The organism is Haladaptatus halobius, from assembly GCF_020618475.1.
GTDB classification, from domain to species: Archaea; Halobacteriota; Halobacteria; order Halobacteriales; family Haladaptataceae; genus Haladaptatus; species Haladaptatus halobius.
Genome location: NZ_CP085337.1, coordinates 616,600 through 635,550, shown reverse-complemented (window position 1 = coordinate 635,550; position 18,951 = coordinate 616,600). Strand labels below are relative to the sequence as shown.

Annotated in this window: 21 protein-coding genes and 3 pseudogenes; 14 read left to right on the top strand and 10 right to left on the bottom strand. The window is 57.6% G+C overall.

The genetic code is table 11. The features are described 5' to 3' along the window. Nucleotides 1-5: 5 nt before the first annotated feature. The 5 genes from LIW51_RS26930 to LIW51_RS26910 form a co-directional block, all read right to left on the bottom strand. Nucleotides 6-935, bottom strand: coding sequence for a carbohydrate ABC transporter permease (locus LIW51_RS26930; RefSeq protein ID WP_227378518.1), 930 nt, complete (start codon nt 933-935; stop codon nt 6-8). A gap of 1 nt (nt 936) precedes the next feature. Continuing rightward, on the bottom strand, nt 937-1,836 hold the full coding sequence (locus LIW51_RS26925; RefSeq protein ID WP_227379015.1) for a carbohydrate ABC transporter permease: 900 nt from the start codon (nt 1,834-1,836) through the stop codon (nt 937-939). Between the two features lie 72 nt (nt 1,837-1,908). Beyond that, nucleotides 1,909-3,393 carry an extracellular solute-binding protein gene (locus tag LIW51_RS26920; RefSeq protein WP_227378517.1) on the bottom strand — a complete coding sequence of 495 codons (1,485 nt, stop codon included), beginning with the start codon at nt 3,391-3,393 and terminating at the stop codon, nt 1,909-1,911. 259 nt (nt 3,394-3,652) lie between these two features. Then, entirely contained in the window at nt 3,653-4,459 is an 807-nt protein-coding gene (locus tag LIW51_RS26915; protein ID WP_227378516.1) for a DUF8081 domain-containing protein, read from the bottom strand. 5 nt (nt 4,460-4,464) lie between these two features. Continuing rightward, nucleotides 4,465-5,172, bottom strand: a complete 708-nt coding sequence (locus LIW51_RS26910; RefSeq protein WP_227378515.1) for a hypothetical protein — start codon at nt 5,170-5,172, stop codon at nt 4,465-4,467. Between the two features lie 79 nt (nt 5,173-5,251). On the opposite strand from LIW51_RS26910, the pseudogene LIW51_RS26905 reads away from it, so the two are divergent. Then, nucleotides 5,252-5,423: pseudogene (locus LIW51_RS26905) on the top strand (site-specific integrase); the annotation flags it as partial. A gap of 479 nt (nt 5,424-5,902) precedes the next feature. Beyond that, a pseudogene (locus tag LIW51_RS26900) lies at nt 5,903-6,181 on the top strand (tyrosine-type recombinase/integrase); the annotation flags it as partial. Nucleotides 6,182-6,930: 749 nt separating this feature from the next. Here the strand turns inward: LIW51_RS26900 and LIW51_RS26895 are convergent. Beyond that, nucleotides 6,931-8,175: a digeranylgeranylglycerophospholipid reductase gene (locus LIW51_RS26895; protein WP_227378514.1), complete on the bottom strand. Its 1,245-nt coding sequence runs from the start codon at nt 8,173-8,175 to the stop codon at nt 6,931-6,933. A gap of 850 nt (nt 8,176-9,025) precedes the next feature. Between LIW51_RS26895 and LIW51_RS26890 the strand changes: the two genes are divergently transcribed. Together LIW51_RS26890 and LIW51_RS26885 are read left to right on the top strand one after the other, a co-directional pair. After that, nucleotides 9,026-9,220, top strand: coding sequence for a hypothetical protein (locus tag LIW51_RS26890; protein ID WP_227378513.1), 195 nt, complete (start codon nt 9,026-9,028; stop codon nt 9,218-9,220). Further along, complete coding sequence (locus LIW51_RS26885; protein WP_227378512.1) at nt 9,217-10,206, top strand: NAD(P)-dependent alcohol dehydrogenase; 990 nt, start codon at nt 9,217-9,219, stop codon at nt 10,204-10,206. Before LIW51_RS26890 ends, LIW51_RS26885 begins: the two co-directional genes overlap by 4 nt. A gap of 153 nt (nt 10,207-10,359) precedes the next feature. Here the strand turns inward: LIW51_RS26885 and LIW51_RS26880 are convergent, their stop codons facing one another. Further along, nucleotides 10,360-10,572 (bottom strand): helix-turn-helix domain-containing protein, encoded by a 213-nt coding sequence (locus LIW51_RS26880; RefSeq protein WP_227378511.1) that lies wholly within the window; start codon nt 10,570-10,572, stop codon nt 10,360-10,362. 308 nt (nt 10,573-10,880) lie between these two features. On the opposite strand from LIW51_RS26880, the gene LIW51_RS26875 reads away from it, so the two are divergent. From LIW51_RS26875 to LIW51_RS26855, 5 genes are all read left to right on the top strand, one after another. Beyond that, nucleotides 10,881-11,168, top strand: a complete 288-nt coding sequence (locus LIW51_RS26875) for an AbrB/MazE/SpoVT family DNA-binding domain-containing protein (RefSeq protein WP_227378510.1) — start codon at nt 10,881-10,883, stop codon at nt 11,166-11,168. Further along, nucleotides 11,165-11,641 (top strand): PIN domain-containing protein, encoded by a 477-nt coding sequence (locus tag LIW51_RS26870; RefSeq protein ID WP_227378509.1) that lies wholly within the window; start codon nt 11,165-11,167, stop codon nt 11,639-11,641. Before LIW51_RS26875 ends, LIW51_RS26870 begins: the two co-directional genes overlap by 4 nt. A gap of 1,034 nt (nt 11,642-12,675) precedes the next feature. After that, nucleotides 12,676-13,230: a cupredoxin domain-containing protein gene (locus LIW51_RS26865; protein ID WP_227378508.1), complete on the top strand. Its 555-nt coding sequence runs from the start codon at nt 12,676-12,678 to the stop codon at nt 13,228-13,230. A 48-nt stretch (nt 13,231-13,278) separates the two neighbouring features. Continuing rightward, a complete protein-coding gene (locus tag LIW51_RS26860; RefSeq protein WP_227378507.1) occupies nt 13,279-13,716 on the top strand; it encodes a dCTP deaminase/dUTPase family protein in 438 nt (145 codons plus the stop codon). Between the two features lie 528 nt (nt 13,717-14,244). Then, a complete protein-coding gene (locus tag LIW51_RS26855) occupies nt 14,245-14,538 on the top strand; it encodes a hypothetical protein (RefSeq protein WP_227378506.1) in 294 nt (97 codons plus the stop codon). Nucleotides 14,539-14,553: 15 nt separating this feature from the next. On the opposite strand, the gene LIW51_RS26850 is transcribed toward LIW51_RS26855, so the two are convergent. The 3 genes from LIW51_RS26850 to LIW51_RS26840 form a co-directional block, all read right to left on the bottom strand. After that, on the bottom strand, nt 14,554-15,090 hold the full coding sequence (locus tag LIW51_RS26850) for an NTPase (protein ID WP_227378505.1): 537 nt from the start codon (nt 15,088-15,090) through the stop codon (nt 14,554-14,556). A gap of 23 nt (nt 15,091-15,113) precedes the next feature. Next, entirely contained in the window at nt 15,114-15,311 is a 198-nt protein-coding gene (locus tag LIW51_RS26845; RefSeq protein WP_227378504.1) for a hypothetical protein, read from the bottom strand. A gap of 246 nt (nt 15,312-15,557) precedes the next feature. Beyond that, a complete protein-coding gene (locus tag LIW51_RS26840) occupies nt 15,558-15,794 on the bottom strand; it encodes a hypothetical protein (protein WP_227378503.1) in 237 nt (78 codons plus the stop codon). A 678-nt stretch (nt 15,795-16,472) separates the two neighbouring features. On the opposite strand from LIW51_RS26840, the gene LIW51_RS26835 reads away from it, so the two are divergent. From LIW51_RS26835 to LIW51_RS26815, 5 genes and pseudogenes are all read left to right on the top strand, one after another. Next, nucleotides 16,473-16,811 (top strand): ArsR/SmtB family transcription factor, encoded by a 339-nt coding sequence (locus LIW51_RS26835; protein ID WP_227378502.1) that lies wholly within the window; start codon nt 16,473-16,475, stop codon nt 16,809-16,811. After that, a complete protein-coding gene (locus LIW51_RS26830) occupies nt 16,808-17,398 on the top strand; it encodes a dihydrofolate reductase family protein (RefSeq protein WP_227378501.1) in 591 nt (196 codons plus the stop codon). The genes LIW51_RS26835 and LIW51_RS26830 overlap by 4 nt, the downstream gene beginning before the upstream one ends. Nucleotides 17,399-17,481: 83 nt before the next feature. Then, the gene (locus tag LIW51_RS26825; RefSeq protein ID WP_227378500.1) at nt 17,482-18,039 is read left to right on the top strand and encodes a dihydrofolate reductase family protein; all 558 of its coding nucleotides are present in this window, start codon (nt 17,482-17,484) and stop codon (nt 18,037-18,039) included. Further along, the gene (locus tag LIW51_RS26820) at nt 18,036-18,524 is read left to right on the top strand and encodes an SRPBCC domain-containing protein (RefSeq protein ID WP_227378499.1); all 489 of its coding nucleotides are present in this window, start codon (nt 18,036-18,038) and stop codon (nt 18,522-18,524) included. The genes LIW51_RS26825 and LIW51_RS26820 overlap by 4 nt, the downstream gene beginning before the upstream one ends. Further along, a pseudogene (locus LIW51_RS26815) lies at nt 18,521-18,940 on the top strand (SRPBCC family protein). The gene LIW51_RS26820 and the pseudogene LIW51_RS26815 overlap by 4 nt, the downstream one beginning before the upstream one ends. The last annotated feature ends 11 nt before the right edge of the window (nt 18,941-18,951 follow it).

Here is an 18,951-nt window from a genome sequence, read left to right as displayed (position 1 = left end):
GATGGTTACTCCTTGATTGCTCCGGCGGTGAGGCCACTTACGATCTTTTCCTGTGCGACGACCACGAGTATCGCTACTGGGAGGATTCCGATGATACTCGCAGCAGCCATGTAGTTATACAGACTGGTGTACTGCCCCTGGAAGGCCAGGATGCCCCACACGAGCGGGGCCCCGTTTTCGGGTTCACCCGTCGTCATCAGGAACGAGAAAAAGAACTCGTTGTAGATGGCGATGAACGTCAGAATCCCAGCGGTGGCTAATCCCGGTGCTGACAGGGGCATGATGACCCGGAACAGTGCTCCGAGTCGGGTCGTTCCCTCCACGCGTGCGGCGTCCTCGAGCCCGTCCGGAATCTGACTGTAGAATGTGGTAAGGATGAATACTGACAGCGGGAGGAACAGCCCGCTGAACGGGACGATAATCGCACCCATCGTGTTGAACAGATTCGGGCTTGGGATACCGAAGACAGTCATGTTCCCGGTAAACAGCTTGAACAGCGGGAGGATGAATGCTGCCGGCGGGAAAAAGGAGATGACCAGCATCAGCAATAACAGTCCTCCTTTTCCGCGAAACTTGAGTCGCCCGAACGCGTACCCACCCAGGCTCGAGATGAGTAGTACGAACGTTGTCGTCACCGCGGCAATGATGAAGCTATTAAGGATGAACAAGTGGAGAGGGACTGTACTCCACATATCGAAGAACACGGCGACGTTAAATCCCCGCGGGAATAGTCCCATATCCACGATGAGGTTGTTGGGTGTCAACGCGAGCACCAGAAGCCAATATATGGGGAACAGCGTCGTGAACATGAAGAAAATGATAGCGACGTAAAACATTGCTCTGTACACCTTCTGGGGATTGTCGATGGCGCTTCTGACCCAGCGGGTGAACGGGCCCGCTCCGTCCTTTGTATCGGTGTCCTGTACTGTCGACATGTTACAGGCTCCCTCCGATTCCCCGCAGGCTGTTTACGAACTTCACTAGATACACCATGATGAAGACACTGATCACCAGTGCAGTGAGGAACGCCAACGTCGCCGATGTTCCGTAGCGGTTCGACCGAAACGCTTGGATGACCATGCAGGTCATCGACGGAACTGTCCTGCAGTTTGATAGCACCACGATGACACCGTACACCTTCAGCGCCCCGAGCGTTCGGAACAGCATCCCAACCAACAATGCGGGCAACACCAATGGAAAGGTGACCAACTTGAACCGCTGCCAGGTGGTCGCACCGGCAACCCTGCTGACGTCGTAGAGGCTCCGGTCAACACTCTGTAATCCTGCAAGGATGATCAGCGCCATGAATGCCGAGGTCTTCCAGGCATCTGCGATGGTAATCAATATCAACGAATCCCGCATGTTTGCCAGTGGCGTTGGTGATAAGAGGCCCATCTTCTGGAGCGGTGCGACCAAGAATCCAACTGTCGGTTCGAATAGAAGATAGAACATCATTCCCTGGATGACCACTGGAACGGCCCATGGGAGAATGATCGCCATCCGAACCCAAGCGCGACCACGAAACTCTTGGTCGAGCAGCAATGCCTGTGCGAGCCCACAAAGTGTTTCGAGGGTAACACTCGCGACGACGAATACGATAGTAAGCCCGACAGAGAACCAGAAGCCGGCGGGTAGGATTGCGTCACGTTCACCGCTTAAGACTGCGACATAGTTTTTGACACCAACGAACTCGCCGACTGAGACCCCTGTTAGGGCATCCGCGTGTAGCGACATGCTGAATGTCTCAAACAGTGGCCATAATGCGACAACTCCCAGCATGATGAATGCTGGCACCACTAGGAGGTACGCGTACATCTCTTCCGACAGGGTTTCTATCTTGTTAGCAATGGCAGAATGGGGGCGCGGGATTCTGCCGTAGTAATTGTCTTTTATTGACATTAGACGTAATTAGGATGATTGCTTCTCGATTTCTTTGAGCTTGCTCGCGAGGTCATCCATCGCCTGCTGGGGAGACTTGTTACTGCCTTTCTGCAGGGCCTTGTTCACGGCGCTGGCGATTGCGCCGGACTGATCAGGCCATGCAACGGTGACTGGCCGTGGCATAGCGTTTTTGCCGGCAGTGTGCAAAGTATCCGCGTATCGGCCCACACCCTTGATGTTTCGTGAGTCATCGGAGTTGAAGACCTTCGGTTTTGCGGGAAGCAATCCAAGTTCCTTAAACTGCCATAGCATAAAGTCGTCAGACATCTTTGCTTTGAAGAACTTCACGACGGCATCTTTCTTCTGCGAGTTCGGGTTTACCACGGAGTTCCAGCCGCCCAGTGCTGACGCAGTGCCGCCCGTGCCCGGGAACTGGGCCTTGTTCTCCTTGACTCCGTAGGGAATTGGCATTACACCAAGGTTCTTGCCCATCTCCTCTTTCGCACCGTTGATGGCGATGGAATAGGGCCAGTTGCGGTGCATCACCGCGTTGCCGTTCGTGAACGGCTTCCGAGAAGTCTCTTCAGTCCAGCCCAGCGCCGCATTCGGAGCGATGTTTCCAGTGATGTCCATGCCGTACTTGTCGTCTTCGCCGTGGATGAACGTCCGAACCATCTTGATTGCGTCAACCGCGCCCCCTTTGTTGACTGTGACTGGACGGTCGCCAACTGGTCCAAATAGATTGTCGGTACCACCGAAGTATGCGCCACCCCAAGTCGTCATCCATTCGTTGAAGTCACAGCAAGACAATCCTTCGTAGGCGTCCGCCTGGAAGGTATAGCCGAACTTGACGCCGCTTTGCTTCTTGACATCGGCAGTGATCTCGGCGAACCGCTTCCAACTCATCGGCTTGGTCTGCCAACCTTCGGTGTCGTAACCTGCTTTTTCGATGAGATCCTTACGGTACTGCATCGTCGGAAAGTCCGGGAACTCTGGTATGCCGTAGAGGGTTCCGTCAGGTGAACTCGCCGATTTGACGCTCGCCTTGAAGAAGTCGTTCTTGATAGTGCTGACCGTGTTACTGTCCAGCAATTTCTCCAAGTTCTGGATTTGACCTCTTGCGATGAAAGGAGTGGTCCAGCCCGAGTCCATGCTGAACACGTCTGGCTTTTCCCGACCGGCTGACAACCAGGTTCGATACTGGTCAAGTGTCTTGTCGGTCGTCTCAGGGCCATCTACAATCTCAACGAAGATATCCTTAGAGAGGCCTGCGTTCCACAAGGCCTCGCGGACAGAGTCTTTGACCTTTGGCGGATCGCCGGAGCCTGCGCCACCATACCATTGGATGACCGTTTGATCCGAGTTCGCCTTTTTGGGTCTGTCTTCACTGTTCGGATAGAGACTACCGATACAACCGGCGGCTGATGCGCTCAAGCCACCTGCACCGACTGCTTGGACGAATCGGCGGCGTTTAATCGATCGAGTTGAATCATCCTTGTGATTGTCTCTCATGATTCGTCTTCAATTGAACTACATTACATATTAAAGATTTGGATGAAGACATTGTTTAAGATTATATCTATATCTATATGGTTGTCCCATCTCTTTAGTTGTGAATATGAGTGAACGTGGATCATTAAAGAGTCCTACCTTATAATTAGAAGCGAAATTCAGACTCTGGATCGGTGTGGAGCACGCAGGCTGTGGTACGGTCGGCTTCGCGGCGGGGTATTCGATCATCGATCACCCTCCTTGCGAGCACTTCGTACAATCACTCCGATGGCACGACTTCGTGGATTCGGAGTGAGTACTGGTCTGGGAGATCGTCAATTCTAACCCGTATTTTTAATACTCGCTCAGTCTTTGCTAGCTCCTCCATCACCGTAACCTGTGACCGCTCGAACGACGCGTTGCCGGTCTTGATCTCACAGTAGTACCTCGCCAGTACGCGCCCATCCCACCCGTCCATGGCCTGCACGACACAGTCGGGAGTCCACCGTCTTGCTCCGTCTGGAAGGTCAACCAAGATTGGCTTGCTCGTCTCGACCTCGAGGGCCAGTCCAGACTCAAGCTCACCGTCATCGATTTCCAAATCCTGCCGAACATAGTAGTAGAGTGCCCGAGGTTTCGGGGCGGCCATCAGAATCGCCTCTCCAAGTGTCCCATAGAGATTCGCGCCGACGTCGAACGTCCACGTCTTCCCGTCGATGTCAGCCGGTTCTGTAATCGACGGCGTGTGGTCGGCAAGAAGATAGGCATCGATATCATCGGGTTCGTTCTCCGGTGCAGCTTGAATCCGGAGTGAACCATCGAGTGCTGACAGCTGGCTCGCGTAGGCCTCGGCGTGTGATCTTGATCCGAAATCGAGCGTCCGACCGTGGGTTTCGATGACCTCAGGGAGTGTGTTGTTCACGTCGATGGCACCGGCTTTCACCTCAACAACGAATCCTGTCTGGTCACCCGGCTCAATTGGGTCAACCATGTGTTCGTCAGTCGGTGACTCACCCTCCGTTGATCGCTCGACGAGATTTCCATTCTCGAATTTTAATTGAACGGTGTCTGGGTCACGTTTAGCCATCGAATCTATGTCGTCCGCAAAAATCCGGATTGGGGTTCATAGACCTCTCCTTTCTGCTTGAGGTTCACGAGTTCTGTCTGGGCTGTAGACTGCGTCATCCCAATTGTCGTCGCCTCGATTACCACTACAGGCACGGGTGCGCCATCTTCACACTCATCTTCGAGTTTGGAGATGAGTGCTTTGATGTTTTTCAGTCGGTCTCGCTGTGACTTTGACCGCCCGGTCTCGACAAGAGTCGTATCAGCCTGCGTTGACTCCGTCTGTTGCTCACGAGTACTCTCGTCCACTGTTCTGACCCCTGTCTGATGGTCTTCGGTTCGATGCTCGTCTCGCCACTTCTCCGCTTCGGTTTGCGTCGCAAATTCCTGTGACGCCCTACAGCTGTCACAGTCGGCTATCCATGAGACCGCTTCCTCGATCTTATCAGCTGCCTCGTGGTCGGTGTATTCTGCATGTTCTGCTTGGTACGCTTCAGCGTCGGATCGTGAGTCGAACGACCACGAATCATCGCATGTCTTACACCGAAGGTGATAGTCGGTCGATTCCGATACCGAAATATCCGGCACTGCCGAGCCCTGAGTCCATCGGATATCATGCCCGGTGTGGTCGACGTGTTTCTGGGCAAAATCATGCAATGACGAATAATCGTCCGTATCCTCGGACATCTCACACTCGGTGCACTCCACCGAGTATGCTTCGAGATCTATTTCCATTACTGAGCAATGCAGACTCGGTTGCAATCAATGTTTCTCGGCTAAATGGCGGGTTCAAGGAGCTATTGTTCTTTGAGAAGAGATCCCACAGATTCACTCGGAACACGTCAAGCGCACAGCCGACGGCGATTACTACCGTCTTCGTGTCTCAGAAGGCAAGGATACGACTGGAAGCGGTGGGAAACCTCGCGACGCCTACCTGGCCACAGACGTCGAAAGCGATATTCATCGCTATCAAACCCACGAGGATATCGCATCTAGTAAACTACCCCGCCCTACTCGCTCCCTCGCGCCTTGCGGCGGTCGGTCACTCCTTGAGGGCGGGGCTTTACCGCAACGACAGTGTGCCCCGCGACCCCATGCATGGACGCGGCCCGGCTTTCTCTTTCCGTCCTGCCACCTGCATGGGTGTGTTTTTGACACGTCCCATTCCGACCGGCGACGAGGATTGTCCCGCTGATTTAATTCCCGGTGTTCTCTCGCTCTACCCCAAAATGGGGACGGAGAGGCCAAAGGCGTCACGTTCGCGGTCGTCGTTCCCGAGTATAGGGTGCGGTACTCCCGCACCACAGGTGCCAGTTTACTCATGGCACCTACTGTCTTGGGCTTGTGCCAAGGCAGCAGTAGATTATCATACGATTTCGGGTGTATTAAGCCTTCTTGAACGGGTTTCCTCTCCTCCCTACTCACTTCGTTCGTTGAGGAAGGAGGCTCCACCCTACCGAATGCTGATCCGCTCGTCGATCTCACTGAGCGCGGCGTTCGAGACATTGTCAAACGGACTGCCGAACGCGCCGCCGACGAGACCGGCGACGATGATTTCCGCTATGTGAGTACCCACGATCTCCGTCGCCGGTTTGCACAGCGCCTCCTCGTCGACCGCCAGATGAACCCCCGCGTCGTGATGGCTGTCGGCGGCTGGGACTCCTTCTAAGCGATCGAACCGTACCTGAATGCACCGACACCCGACGTTGTCAACGAGGCGTTCGAAGAGGCAGGCTTGATATGAGCCGCCTCTATGGCCTAATTGAAACCCTCCGAAACTGATAGGAGTTGCGTGCCGCATACAGAGGATCGATGCGGCGAACCGGCAAGTAGGACTGGATCACTACTGGCTCGGTTTTGGAGTGATCCGGGAGAGGGACTCCTGTACTGCCGTCAAGAAGAACACAGAGTTATCGATATTTGAAGCGTGCCCAGCATCTGGAATCACGTTGACATCCTCCCCGCCCTGAAGGGCGAGGATTCCCACAACGTCGGTCGTTGGTTCGTCGGGAGTTTACGGTTTACACACCGACGAGGTGCTGGCCATGCCAAGTAGCCGTTACTCCTCTCCCGTGAGGGATTCGGAGGTACTTGGTTGTTTAGCGTCGGTACCCAACCGATCCCGAAGGGGTACTTCGAGCCTCGGCCGGGAAGTCCGAATTTGTCCGATTGTCCCGGTATGGGCGCGGATGTACCGCGTCGGATACCCAGAAAAACGCACGGAGAGCACCGAAGACTGTACCGTACAGTAAAAGTGAACAAAGACGGCGATTCATCCCCGCCCTCAAGGGCGAGGCTTTCTCGCCTGCAATTACGTAAACTCTACGTGGCATTGGTGAGTTCCTCCGCGAGTCTTCTGTGCATGTCCTGAAGCACTGCTGGTAAATCCTCACCGTGCATAACCAACGTTGGGGCAGTGATATGTGAAGCGGCAAGTCGCTCTCCTCGGGAAGCGGGGGCTCCAACAACTTCTATCACGTATGGAGATGCAACTCACGAAGGGCCGCGAAACCCGTCTCGATACCATTGCTTTGCAAACCGGAGTAGCAGTGGGATATCGCTCGGTTTGAACAGCTTTACAAGGGCGAGCTTGTTCCCTTCGTTGGCGTTCTTCAGCGTGTTCATGTCGGCCTTCCTCAGGTCGCGCATAAACGCGTCATACCGATCGTTCGGTGCGAGATACAGGAGTTCGGCGATCAGCAGCCTGGCCTTACTCCGTGGCGCCACATTGGTATGCCAAAGGTCATCGTATGTAGACATGTTCTCGGCGGAGGTGTCGTTTTCAGTGAGGCACTTGTCAGCTGTGACTGCCGCCGCTCGTGCCGATCGCATGGCTTTGTGAATGCCCTCGCCCCAGATGGGATCGACCGTCGGGACGGTGTCGCCGATGGCCATGAAGCGATCAGTACTCAACTTCCCTGGAAGCTGGATGTGTGCGGAGCCGCGGTGTTGCTTGTCTTCTAGGCGGGTCGCATTCTCGAATCTCATGTCGGTTTCAAGCCAGTGATTCAGGTAGTCATCGATTCCCATGTCATCGGTAGCGTATCGATCGTGGCTGTCGTTCTGAATATAGCAAAGACCGACCTTCACCGTGTCCTCGCCGGTGTGGAAGATCCATGAGTACCCTCCCGGCGCGATGTCATGATCAAGCCGGAGCATCATTGCGTCGGTGAGATCGGTGTGCCCGTCGCCGTGAAGGTCGACTCCCTCAAGTTCGTACTCGACGCCGATTGCCTGGTTCTCGCGTTGCAAATCGCTAACGCCGAGCATCTTCGCGAGCGGAGCGCTTGGACCCGATGCGTCGACGATGATATCGCCATATGCGATCTCCGAGCCGTCGTACGTTACGCCGACAAGTTTGCCATCCTCGATAACTGGATTAGTGACGCGGGCGTCGAAGCGATACTCGGCACCCGAGTTCCGGCCATCCCCAACGAGGAAACGTTTGAAGTCTGCAAACTCTAGCACCGCGCCAGCCTGTTGATTGACGAAATGGTCGTTCGGTGACTCTAGAACGACCTTGTCGGTGAAGTGCATCACGACGTCATCGGGGATGCCGAAGGACGCCAGCATCGAGGGGAACGTCCCCCCAGTCGACTTGTTGCTCTGGCGCGGGAACTCCTCCTCGGACTCAGTTTCGAGGACAAGCACGTCGTAATCCCTCGCGGCGAGATCGCGCGCACATTGTGCCCCCGCCGGCCCAGCACCGGCGATAATCACGTCGTAACGCTTGTCCATGACTGAAAGTCGTGGTTCTTAGTCATCAACCTTTATATCTGTAATTAGATAGGATAGGATCTAGGTTGTCAGGACGTTCTGTAGAAGAATGTCGAGCGTGCGGGGGCTTTCGAGCTCGAATTCTGTCGATGCATCGTCCAAACCAGCAAAATATCAGCACGTACGGTGAGACGGATGATCCAATAGGGACTCGTTTGAAGCCACCGTTGTTGATAGTAGTTTGTAGTGCAGACCCGCGTCTTGAGGCGCGGGGCGAACGGGAGGCCCGGCCAACTACCTACCGTCGGTTGCGGGGGCGGATATCCCACGGCGGTACGGTTAAGCGTCTATACTACGTGTTTGGACGTGCTACTCCGATGGAGAGAGTCATACCAGAGAACACACGTATGCCGATGACTCGGTCGGAGATGGGGCCTGTGTGACCGGGCCATAGCCCTAGCACGGGAGTCAAACCGAGAGGTTCCCCCGGTGTCTCACGAGAGCAGAGCTCTCGCGGACTCGTCGGAAGACTGTGTCTTCCGAGATGTCGCCGGTTCCTGTGAGAGTGCGGGTTAGAACCTCAAAGGCTAGTGGCCGATATCCCATGGTGGGATGCCACGCCGTTCACGGCGTGGAGGAGGTCACTAACGGGGCAACTCTTCCGACTGTGTCGACCCCACCACCGTTTCCGAAGCTTGCACCAAATAGCGTATCACGATGGCCTAGCGGCGTTGTTGAAACCCTCTTGCGGTGTTAGGTTCAGTGGCCGTGCTGAATACAGGGCGCGGATCTGTCACGGGACTGTGGCGCCGTACGACGGAAATGGGAGCAGACCGGCACGTTTAGGATAACTCAGTTCGTTTCGAGTAAAATGACCAGGCTCCCGAGCGTCGAGTCAATCGCTGTCATCGGACCGGTGCTGGAGGCATTCGTCACCGTCCGACCGATACTGGCGACCGTTGGAGCGTTCTCGAGGATTGCGGGGCTTCTGGTCACGGGCGTGAGCACCCCAGAAACGGCGACGGAGGCGACGAGCCTGTCGCCGGGAACGAGCTGCCAGCGATGATCGAAACCAGAGAGATGCGGGCCGTCGTCATGCGTGGCTTTGGCTCGCCCGACGTCCTCGAACTCACGGCGGTCGAGAAGCCGACACCCGCGGACGACGAGGTGCTGATACGGACCCGTGCGACGACCGTGACCGCGGGCGACTGCGAGTTCCGACGGCTCGACCTCCCGCTCTCCTTTCGACTCCCAGTCTGGCTCTACGTGAAGCTCTGGAAGCGGAATCGGGTCGTCCCCGGGCAGGAGGTCGCCGGGGAGATCGAATCGGTCGGCGACGACGTGACGCGATTCGTGCCGGGCGACCAGGTGTTCGCCGCGACGTCGTTCCGGTTTGGCGGGGCTGCCGAGTACGTCAGTCTCCCCGAGTCGTATCCCATCGCGAGGATACCGGAACCCATGACCGTCGAGGAGGCCGCCACGCTGCCGACGGGCGGACTAAACGCGATGCACTTCCTGCGGAGCGCGAACGTGGAGGACGGCGACGCGGTCCTGATCAACGGGGCCGGTGGCAGCATCGGCACGTACGCCGTCCAGATCGCTACGACCTGGGGAGCCGACGTGACGTGTGTCGATAGCGGAGAGAAACTGGACGTGCTGCGCTCGCTCGGGGCGAACTACGTCGTCGATTACATGCGAGAGGAGTTCACCGACCGCGGCGAGCACTACGACGTCGTCGTCGACGTCGTGGGTACAAGTCCGTTTTCGCGCACACTTCGCTGTCTGTCGCCCGGTGGTCGCTACGTCCTAGGCAATCCAACGCTGCTCGGGCGAATCAGGGGTGGTTGGACGAACTTGACCAGCGAGAGAACCGTCATCTCGTCCCTCGCTGGGTACGCGCCCGAGGACGTGGAGGCCCTCGTCGAACTCGTCGAAGCGGGCGAAGTGAGAGCGGTCGTCGACAGGCGATATCCGCTCGACGAGATCGCCGACGCTCATCGATACGTCGAGAGCGGACGGAAAACGGGTAACGTGCTCATCGACGTGGCGTGATACGGTCCGATTGGGTGCCCGACGGGAAGTGTCGGTCGACCGACTCCTACTCCAGGGGACCGAACTCGTCGAGCGCCGCGGTGATCACTTTCCCTCCGCCTTCTGAAGGTGGTCGCTCGCCGTCTGTGGCGCACAGCCGAGCTCGGCGGCGATCTATTTCAGCGTGGCACCGCGGGGCTGTTCGTAGTATCCGAGGTCAGTGGCGATCTCGAGGGCTTCGCATTGGCGAGCGCTGAGACTCGCCCATGCAGTGTCGATGTTCCCGCGGAATTCGCCGATCTCCTCGATGGTGACCTCCATGTCCACCGGATCACGCTCGAACATCTCCTGGAGCTGGGCGGGGTCGCCGATAACGCGGGCACGCATCATTCCGTCGCGGTAGACGACGGCATCCGTGGGATCACGCCGTGAACGCCTGTTTCGCGGCGTTGGGCTTCGACCAGTGGCACCCATCGAGCGTGAGGAATGTTCCCACGACGAGCTTCCCGGTCGGTTCGTCCGTTTTCGCCTCGCTCATGTATCCTAGAAACGCGAGAACAGGCGATAGCTGTATCGTGTGCAAACAAGACGGCTGCTGCTTGAGGGTTCAGAAAACAGGTCTTTATAGAGTAGCGTAGGTTAGATATTTGCCGTAATACTCATCAGGTATTACCCTGTACTCAGTAATGAGGACGATGCCACGCGTCACCACCAAAGGCCAGGTCACCATTCCAAAGGAGATTCGCGACGCACTCGGGATCGAGCCGGGCGATGAACTCGCCTTTGAGGAGACCGATTCCGGCTACACGATCCGGAAGGAAGAACCAACCACTGCGGAGGGCGACGACCCCTTCGAGAAGTATCGAGGTAGCGCCGAGAGCGACGAGACGATGCCCGAGCGGATGCGCCGGCTCCGCGGCGAATACCCCAGGGACGTCGACGACGAGACGGACGAAGACGCTGACTCAGAGGTCGAAGCGTGACGACAGCGGTCGACACGAACGCCTTGCTCGCACTCCTCTACGAGGACGACTACGCCGACACCAGCGAAACAGAGCTCCGGCGTGCCTACCAAGAAGGACGAGTCGTCATCACGTCGGTCGTCTATGCGGAACTCGCGGCTGACGGCCATTTCGATACTGCGTCCGAACTCACTCAGTTCCTGACGGACTTCAGTATACAGCTCGTAGAGCCATCCGAAGAGGCACTATTTCGGGCTGGCGAACAGTTCCAGCAGTACACCGAGAACCGACCTGATGGCCTCCAATGCCCATCGTGTGGCACGAAACAGACCGTCACCTGCGAGGAGTGCGGCGAAGATCTCGTGCCACGCCAGCATATTGCCGCGGATTTCGTCATCGGTGGTCACGCTGTCGCTGACGCTGATGCACTCATTTCCTTCGACAACGCGTTCTACCAGACGTATTTTCCGTCACTGACTATTTCTCCCGAGTGAAGGCCATGTTCCCAGCGACGGTTCTCATCTTCATGGGCTCCGACCTCGTCATCGGTTTTTATAGAATTGCAGGCGAGAATACCACGCCCTTGAGGGCGGGGATGAATCGCCGTCTTTGGTTACTTTCACTGTACGGTACAGCCTTAGGTGCTCTCCGTGCGTATCCCTCAGTGTCGATTCGATGGTACCCCCATCGGGTTCTGACAGTCCGAAAACTGGCAGTTGACTCGGTGTTTGCCTCATCAAACAAGTAAGCCCTCGGACGGCGAACCGACACAAAACAACCAGGTACCTCCGAGTCCCGTCCGTTTCCCCGGACACGATAGGAGTACCGGCTACGTGCCATCGCCAGCACCTCGTCGGGGTGCGAACCGTAAACATCCCAACTCAGCAAGACCGGCTTGTGGGAGGCCCGCGTCTGTAGGCGCGGGAGGATGTCACTCACCTATCTTCAAACAGCGAGAGAATCCCACCGTTTACGGTGGGCGAGTATGTCACTGATCGAACGGCGCCTGCGTTTGGGGCATCGTTCCGAACTGCGGCCCGTCCATCTCTGGTTCACCTCCAAGGAAATCGATCTTCGCACACTCACGGCGGATAGCCTCGGGTGAGGGATTCGACCTCGAAATCGTCCGCGAGAGCGAGATAGAGGGGGGTCACCGGCGATTACACGCTCGTGTCGATCTGGGGGTCGATACGGCGCATCCTCGACGCCGACGACGGATTGCGGTTCCTGTGACCTCCCGGTCGACATTCTGTTCTTTTGGTCGTGTTTCGTCCTTTCGGTGTCTCGTCTCTATTCGGGCCGGTCGAGACGCGAGGGAGTGAGGAATAGTTGAGGATGAGTTGGGCGAACCTCAGTCCATAGGGGAGAAATCGTATAGACCGGTATCGCGTCGCGAGACGCTGGCACTCTTGGGTGGTGTGATGCTCGCCGGGGGTTCGCGGGTGGGATCGCGACTCAGGGGAACACCGCCACCGTCCAGCAGCGGACAGTCCGAGCGTACGTCGGGTCGTACCACTGGGGATTCTTCGTGCTAGACGAGAACGGCGACGAACTCGACCAGTTGACGCTCTCACCGGGTGACGAACTTCGCCTCACCGCCTTCAACGTCGAATCGGATGCCGCCGTCGAAGAGCTTCCACCGGCGGTCCGCGAGGGGATTCCGAGTTCGGAGACTCGCGAACGGCGAAACGAGGAGACAATTCCCGCTCCGCGAGGAACGGACCTCGAAGAACTCCACGAGGCCGCCGAAGCGGCGTATCCCGACCACAGCCTCAGTATCGTCCACGACGACCCTGTTGGTCCAGACGCCCGGCGGATGGCAAGGCCCGTTCGGCGGTCCTCACGGCCGGGTCATCACGGTCAGGGACCCCACGGTCCCGGCGGCCCTCACGGCTCGTGGTGGGCCGACGACGGGACGTGGATGCTTGCGCCACCGCTGAACATCTGGCACCACGCGAACGTCCCCACCGAACTCGGATTCGTTGTCGAGACGACCGGCTCCTTCGGCTTCGTGTGCACCGTCTACTGCGGATACGGACATCCTTACATGGCCGAACGCAGTCGGGTCGTCGTGGAGGAGTAACGCCAGGTCCGACATTTTTGTCCATGGCACTCGTACCTATTGGGGACCATGCGACCGAGCGAACTAACCACCATCGTCGACGGCCTGCTCCACGAGGAGACGCAAGTGACCGACCGCGGTCTCGACCTCACAGTGGACGAAATCTACGAGATCGAGGATCCCGGTCGCGTGGACTTCGGCGGCGGCGAACTCGAAGACGCGACGCTCACGGCGCACGACAAACAGTGGCGGAACGAGGACGACGACTACCAGTGGTGGCACTTAGACGGCGGGCAGTACCTCATAGAGTACAACGAGTCGTTCTCGACCGACCAGTCGCTGCTGGTTCAGACGCGGACCGCGGTCCGCGAGCGCGGGGCGTTCCACCCGACCCTGTGGGTCACCGAACTCGATCGCGTGCCGCTTTCGGTGAGTTCCGGCGGAATTCGGCTCAAAGAGAACGCCCGAATTTCGACGATACTGCCGCCGGAAAGCGACGCAGAGTGAGCCCCGAGTTACTTCTCGAACACACAACATAGAGATACTCGGAGACGCGAACTCGATTCATCGCAGTACTGTAGTCGAGAAAATTTTGAACGGACAGCCGACGCGTAAAATCGCCCTGTCAATCGGCAAACCGCCCTACCAAAGAAGATGCGCCTGAGCGTCTTCGCCTTTTGCCCGCGCGCGTCCAATTTCCGACCATGTACTCGAAAATCTCGCTAGCCGACCTCGAATCGCGTAACGTGGAGGGCGTCGAACGCCGTCCCAGCGAAACGAGTGTTCGGTGTGCAGGCGAAAAACGCCAGACACTGGTGGCAGCTACGCCAGTAGCTCGATAAGTTGTCGGTGTGCCGGTTCGATTTAGACGGGAAACAAAATGAGATGCTCTAGCCACATTATCTCGTTTGGTCAACCTGTAGATCATTGATCTGAGCAGGACTTCTACCTTCAGGATTATGTAGAAAGCGAGGTCGCTGAACCGCCGAGGCGACAGTCATAACGCTCAGAAGGGGACAACACGTATACATTCGTATGTCCGTCTCTGCGGAGGTATTGGCGGCGGCCATCGAAACCTACAATGAGTACCGGGGGTCGATGGCGACGGCCACACTCGTCGATCAGGATGGGGATAGATTTCGCGTGCGCTTCGAGGGACCGTTCTGTCGGATGTGCTGTGATTATGATTATTTCGAAGACTTGATCTATGAACTCGATGAGTACGGCGTGAACATCGACCCGCTGACCATCGCTTCTATTGATCACACGGGCGAGGAGACGTTCGTCGTCGAGTTTGCAGCCACCGGCGAGGAGAGGGTGCGGACATGACGCCATCTCGGTGGCTCACAAAGTCTTGAGGAGTCGCTCTGTGAGTTCTGCAGGAAGGTCGTCCCGTGTATCCTCCGTGATTTCGACTATCTTGGTGTCGTCGCGATCCTTAACCTCTCCAATGAACCCCTCCGTCGAGTGGTAGTGGATGGCGGCGATGAGCGGAAGGTCGGCATCAAGCGCGCAGCGAACCTGCTGGACGAATGCTTCGCTGTAGACTTCCATCGGAGCGATCTCGTCGACGATCAGAAAATTCGCGCCGTCGAACGCACGCGGGAACGCCGACGAGCAGACCGCATCCACGGCAGCAACGTCTACGCGGTATTTCCCGACCTGCGGACCCTCCTCCCGATCGACGTAGGCCATGATCCGCGCGTCGCCGGTCATGACGTCTACGATTTTAAAGCCGACCCGATCGCCATCCGAGCGCAGTTCCGGACAGTAGACTCCGCCCGCCTGGTAGCCCTGTGATTCGAGACGATCCTCAACGCGCTGGATGACCGTGGTTTTGCCGCTCCGGGGTGGCCCGGTGAGCAGGTAATTGATCGGCATGATTTCATCGTCGATGGAGTCGCTCAGGACTCCTCGGACGTGAGGTGATCAAGGGCCTCGTCCAGATCGATCTCGATCGTCACCGTCCCGTCTTGACCACCTGGAACCTCGTCAGCAAGCGGGTAGAAGTTGATCCCACCGCAGATCGGGCACTTTCGCGTCTCCGGCCCGTTGATAAGCGTGCCGCAATCGCTACATTGCCAGTCCTCGGCGTCGGTCATCCTGTGGCCGGTGGTAGTATCGCCGCGGAAGAAAGCATTTCCCCCGAACGGGAGATCGAAGCTCCACCGGAGAAAATTATTGGTAATTGATATGAATAGGAGCAGGCCACTATCGGACGAAGCAGAGGGTGGAATTGATCGGTGTGATACCCTCCTCTACCGTTTACGGCGCGGAGGATGTTACCCTCGATCGAGATGTCCACTTCGAGCGCGGCGGTGGCGATCACTTCGACGACGGTCTGGCGGTCAGTCCTGGGCGTCAACGTAAGTCTCGGCCCGCTCAATCATTTCTTCTTTGAGGCCGATGAACACGCCGCCGTCTTTGCCGCCGACGAAGCTGTTCTCGTTCGGTTCGATGATCTCGTCGAGCGCCGGGTGTTCGATATCGATGTGCGTGACGTTCGCCCCCGACGCCTTGTCTTTCACGTGGATGTACACGCGGGCGTTCTCCAGTTCGAATTTCGCTGGATGTGGACCGGTCATGCTCTGCAATTCGGTTGCTCACTATAACAACCTCCGGCCGGAGTCGAGGTGTTTCTGGAGAAGTGTTCGGCGATACCGCTCGTCGTCGGTTTTTTCGTAGCAGATAAGTGTAGTGGCATGACCCTTCCAAGCCGGGGACAGAGGCGATCTAGCGCCGTACCGTGCGTCGGTGTCGTCGTCGAGAGACGAGCGAAGCCCATTAACTTTTGAACCTAACCACGCTCTGCGCCTCGTGTCACGGTAAGGTTGAGTCGGGGATTGCGAGTTTGGAATAAGAGGCCAACCGTTCCGACAAACGTCCTTCTTTTTAGGATTCAGGACAGGAGTACTTAAATCCGCTACAGTTCGAGCCGGTACCGGCGATGGATACAGCGTTCATATGGGTGCGAATGCGGGATTCTCGGACAGTAGTCTCACGTCTCCGCTTCCGAAATCTCGCCGCATCGCTCTTCGGCAGACTCAGATTAGTAACACATTGTTTTTGGGATATACCTATCATCTACCAAAAATACCCTGCTGAATAGAGGATACATCTGTCAAGTCTCGTCCTGGAGTATGACCGAATCCAGCGTAATAATTTTCGTGAATGTGCTGCCAATCCGGTGAACAACCGATAGACATCATAACGAGTTCATTAAACTAAAGAGTTAAGTATATGCTAGTTGTTCATTCAACCGGATGGTTGAACAACTGCCGGACGACCTCGATCTCGATGCGGTCTTCCAGGCGCTGGCACACCCCATCCGTCGGGCCATCCTCGAACAGGTGGCTGACGGGCCGGAGAACGTCAGCGAACTGGCTGAACCGCACGACGTTTCCTTAGCCGCCGTCTCCAAGCACCTCCATGTGCTTGAGGACGCTGGTCTGATCGACAACAGGAAGGACGGTCGAGTTCGGCGCTGCCACCTAAACGCCGCACCACTAAGCGCCGCATTTGGATGGCTTACCCGATACCGTGTCTTCTGGGAAGACCGGTTCGACGCGCTGGCCATCCATCTGGAGGAAGATAAAGAATGAATAACAATACTAACACCGCATCGTCCCAGCGAAACCTGATCGTCTCGGAGTTCCTGACGCTCGACGGCGTCATGGAGGCGCCGGAGGAGTGGTCGTTCGCGTTCTTCAGCGAGGAACAGCAGGAGTACAAGCACGACGAACTATTCGCGTCGGGCGCGCTCCTGCTGGGCCGGACGACCTACGAATCATTCGCAGACGCCTGGCCCGACCGGACGGATGAGACGGGCTTCGCCGACCGAATGAACAACCTTCCGAAGTACGTCGTCTCGACGAGTCTCGAGGAGGCCGAGTGGAACAACTCCACGATCATTGACGGCGATGTCGCCGAGGCGGTCGCCGCGCTCAAGCAGGAGGGCGGAAAGGACATCCTCGTCAACGGGAGCGGCGAACTCGTGGATACGCTCATGAAGAACGACCTCGTCGACGAGTACCGCCTCATGGTCCACCCGGTCGTCCAGGGCAACGGCAAGCGCCTCTTCAAGGGCGCGAACGCGCCGACGACGATGAGTCTCGTCGACATGAAGACGTTCAGCTCGGGCGTGGTCGTGCTCACCTACGAGCCGTCCGAGGAGGAGGACAACGAATGAACGACTCGCTAAAAGAGATGGAGCCGGTCTGGAGTGAAAGCTTGGACTCGCTGACCACCCACCTCGGGAAGGAGGTCTGAACGATGCGGAAGCTAGTCGCAACCGAATCCGTGTCGCTCGACGGCGTTATGGAATCGCCTGAGGAGTGGTCTCCAGCCTACTCGACCCAGGAGCTAGAGGAAGCAAACGCGGCGGGGATGGCGTCGTCGGACGCGTTACTGTTGGGACGAGTCACCTACGAGGAACTCGCCGCCTTTTGGCCCACGCAACCCGACGACAATCCGATCGCGAAGTTCATCAACAACGTCCCCAAGTACGTCGTCTCGACGACACTCGAGGACGTCGAATGGAACAACTCGACGCTCATCGCCGGGAACGTCGAGGAAGAGATAGACGAGCTGAAGCAACAGGAAGGTGAAGGAATCGGAATCGTCGGCAGCGGCACGCTCGTCCGTTCGCTGTTTGACTATGGCCTCCTCGACGAACTCGTGCTCAATGTCCATCCCCTGGTACTCGGGGATGGGAAGCGTCTCTTCGATGAAGGCGGCGAACGGACTGCTCTGAATTTGGTCGATTCGACAACGTACGACTCGGGTGTCGTCTCGCTCACCTACGAGCCCGCGACGGAGGACGACGAATGAGCGGCGGACCGCCGAACGCGAATGCGGCGGACGAAGGACGGAGCATCACCGTGAGCCGCGTCATCGAAGCACCGCCCGAGCGGGTCTACGAGGCCTTCCTCGACCCGGATCAGCTCGCCCAGTGGCTCCCGCCGACCGGCTTCTCCGCCGAGGTTCACCATCTTAAACACAAGGTGGGCGGGACGTACCGCATGACGTTCACGGGGGAGACCGAGGAACTCGCCGAGTACGGCTCGACCTTCGGCGGCACCTACCTGGAGCTGGTGCCTGGTGAACGCATCGTCTACACCGACGAGTTCGAGACCGACGACCCCGAGATGGCCAGCGAGATGACGGTGACGGTCACCTTCGAGGCGATCCCCGAGGGGACTGAGGTCACCGCCCGCCAGGAGGAAATCCCCGAGGCCATTCCCCCGAGCGACGCCAACGAGGGGTGGAACGACTCCCTCGCGAACCTGGCAGCGCTGTTGGAGGACGACGAATGAGCGACGACAATCAGCTGACTGTCCGGCGAACGTTCGACGCACCCCGTGAGCGCGTGTGGCGGGCATTCATGGATCCCGATGAGCTGGAGCAGTGGTTCGTGCCGACTGGTATGGAGGCGGAGGTTCACGCGCTTGACCTCGTGCCTGGCGGCGAGATGTCGGTTCGCTGGACGGCTGAGGAGCACCAGATGACCAACGAAGGAACGTTCGAGGAGGTCGTCGAGAACGAGCGCATCGTAACCGTCGAGGAAACCCCGTAGGGCGTGAACCGCGTCACCTACGAGTTCTACGACGCGAACGACGGAACCGAGGTCGTCCTCACCCACGAACTCCCCGACGCCCAGATGGTCGATGGAGCCTCGGAGGGCTGGGGGAACATCCTCGACAACCTAGAGGCTGTGGTCGCCGAGGCCTGACTGACACCGAG